General features: G+C 44.5%; 4 protein-coding genes. All 4 read right to left on the bottom strand.

All coding sequences use genetic code 11. The annotated features are described in order from the left end of the window. Positions 1-169 precede the first annotated feature (169 nt). Positions 170-1,540, bottom strand: a complete 1,371-nt coding sequence (gene cpsG / locus REG_RS10160; protein WP_006705561.1) for a phosphomannomutase CpsG — start codon at positions 1,538-1,540, stop codon at positions 170-172. Between the two features lie 58 nt (positions 1,541-1,598). Continuing rightward, on the bottom strand, positions 1,599-1,877 hold the full coding sequence (locus REG_RS10155; RefSeq protein ID WP_260200267.1) for a HigA family addiction module antitoxin: 279 nt from the start codon (positions 1,875-1,877) through the stop codon (positions 1,599-1,601). Positions 1,878-1,897: 20 nt separating this feature from the next. After that, complete coding sequence (locus REG_RS10150) at positions 1,898-2,176, bottom strand: type II toxin-antitoxin system RelE/ParE family toxin (RefSeq protein ID WP_006705559.1); 279 nt, start codon at positions 2,174-2,176, stop codon at positions 1,898-1,900. A 138-nt stretch (positions 2,177-2,314) separates the two neighbouring features. Further along, the coding region (locus tag REG_RS13615; RefSeq protein ID WP_006705558.1) for an HAD hydrolase-like protein at positions 2,315-2,496 on the bottom strand (182 nt) is incomplete at its 5' end.

The following is a 2,496-nucleotide window of genomic DNA, read 5'->3' as shown; positions in this document are numbered from 1 at the left end:
TCTAGGTGGGTACGAAGAAATCTATTATTAGACCTCTTTCCAAACCTGCTGCGTGACTCGAATCCTGCGTTGCCCGGTGCGCGCAATCCTCATGTACTTCATGTTAACGAAGGTTGCTGTGCGCCGGGCGCCTTGACTTCGCATAACGAACTACGGTTTGGAAAGAGGTCTATTGCCTCAGCAAGTTTAATATTTCATTGGTTTTTTTATCTAAAAGTATCTTATTGGCTCGAGATTCTACATTAAGCCGTACCACTGGCTCGGTATTCGAACTGCGTAAATTAAAACGCCAATCGGCAAAGGCCAAACTGATGCCATCGGTTTCATCAACGCAAATCGCCTCAGGTTGATAAGTTGCGCGCACCCGCTCGATGGCTTCAGTGGGATTATCTAATTTAGAATTAATTTCGCCGGAGGCTGGATAAGCCGCCATACGATCCTTCACCATTTGTTCGAGGGTTTTATTTTTTACACACAACAACTCTGCTACTAATAACCAAGGGATCATCCCTGAATCACAATAAGCAAAATCACGAAAATAGTGATGTGCACTCATCTCACCGCCATAGATGGCATCCTCTTCACGCATTCGCTGCTTAATAAAGGCATGACCGGTTTTACATATCACCGCTTGCCCTCCGGCGGCTTGAACGACATCGATGGTATTCCAACTAAGACGAGGATCATGAATAATTTTCGCCCCTGGTTTTTTCTGTAAAAAAGCCTCTGCTAATAAACCAACAATATAGTACCCTTCGATAAACCCACCTTTATGATCAAACAAAAAGCAGCGATCGAAATCGCCATCAAACGCGATCCCCATATCCGCGCCATAAGCTAATACGGCATCACGGGTTGCTTGTCGACATTCGGGTAATAATGGATTGGGGATCCCATTAGGAAAGGTGCCATCAGCCTGATGATGCACTTTAATCAGGCTAATCGGCATTTTTAGTTGCTGAAAGCGCTTTTCCAACGCATCGATAACATGCCCCGCAGCGCCATTACCACTGTTAATCACCAGTTTTAACGGTTTAAAGTTAGCCGGGGTGATATAGCCCATCAAATGATCGATATAAGCATCAAGAACAGAAATTTGCTGATAGCTGCCTCTTGCTGCGGGATCGACGGCTGAAAATTGATTTAATTCTGCCAAGCGTTGAATGGCTAACAAGCCGGTATCGCTACTAATAGGGCGAGCGCCTGCGCCTACCAATTTCATGCCATTATAATCGATTGGATTATGGCTAGCGGTCACTTCAATGCCACCGTCAAGAGCAAGATGAAAGGTAGCAAAATACACTTCTTCGGTACCGGCCAGGCCAATATCCAACACATCAGTGCCCGCGTCCTGTAAACCCCGACTCAAAGCTAATTTAAGACTTTCACTAGTCAGGCGAACATCACCCCCCACCACCACTTTTTTGGGTTTAACCGATTCCGCATAAGCACGGCCAATGCGGTAGGCGATATCTTCATTTAATTCATCACCTAATCGCCCACGAATATCATAGGCTTTAAAACAAGATAATTGAGTCATAGTTTCACTTTTACAATTATAAAGGGGGCTAGCCTATCATTTTTATTACTTTGTACAATCAAGCCGCTTCGATGCGTTCGATATGCGGTTGTTCACGATTTTCAGCTTGCCACAAATCATAATCAGCTTGTAATCCCATCCAAACACGGGCTGTACTAAGGCCAGCCCGTTCCAATCGTACGGCTAAGTCGGAACTGATCGCTGCATGACCGTTGACGACACGCGATAGGGAAACACGTGACATGCCAAGACGTCGAGCGAGATCAGCTACCTTCATATTCATAGGTTTTAACACACCCTCCCGGAGCAGTTCACCTGGGTGAGGCGGATTGTGCATTTTCATAGCAATTATCCCCATCAGTGATAATCAAGATAATCAACAAGTTCGACATTCATGCCAACAAAACGGAAGATTATTCTCCAATTCCCGCTAATGCTAATCGACCAAAAGCCAGCTAGTTTACCCTTGAGTTGATGTAAACGATAACCCGGTAAATTCATACTTTCTGGACTTTCTACACGATTTAATAGAGCCAATACTTGGGTTAGTCGTCTTGCATGTGCTGACTGGATCCCCCGAGTTGAACCTGTTTTGAAGAAAGCACGCAGTCCTTTATGTTGAAAGCTTATAATCATAACAACAGTGTATCGCAATAAGATACGCTATGACAAGTTTGATGATCCCCGTGTCAATTCAGTTCAAGCCCTCATTCTTTAGCCACTTGCGGCGAAAGTGCCAACAAGTATCCCAATTTATTAAGTAAGTTAGAATAGCTACAGCTGAGCCATTGCCGCTGCGAGATTTTTTATCTTGATCGCGCCGTAAGAAGTGGCTTCTTCATGATCAGAACCCAATAAAAACAGCTTGCCCACTCCGGCTGCGCTTCCTGCTTGAATATCAGAAATGTTGTCACCGATTAACATCGAGTTGGCTAGATCAATAGAAAATTTCTTAG

Origin of the sequence: Candidatus Regiella insecticola LSR1, from assembly GCF_000143625.1 — a bacterium.
Taxonomy (GTDB): Bacteria; Pseudomonadota; Gammaproteobacteria; order Enterobacterales; family Enterobacteriaceae; genus Regiella; species Regiella insecticola.
The sequence above is the reverse complement of the archived record's forward strand: the minus strand, read 5'-3'. Positions and strand labels throughout refer to the sequence as shown.

Coding starts and splice junctions, on each gene's coding strand:
- cpsG (WP_006705561.1), bottom strand. CDS start 1,540: ATGACTCAATTATCTTGTTTTAAAGCCTATGATATTCGTGGGCGATTA.
- REG_RS10155 (WP_260200267.1), bottom strand. CDS start 1,877: ATGCACAATCCGCCTCACCCAGGTGAACTGCTCCGGGAGGGTGTGTTA.
- REG_RS10150 (WP_006705559.1), bottom strand. CDS start 2,176: ATGATTATAAGCTTTCAACATAAAGGACTGCGTGCTTTCTTCAAAACA.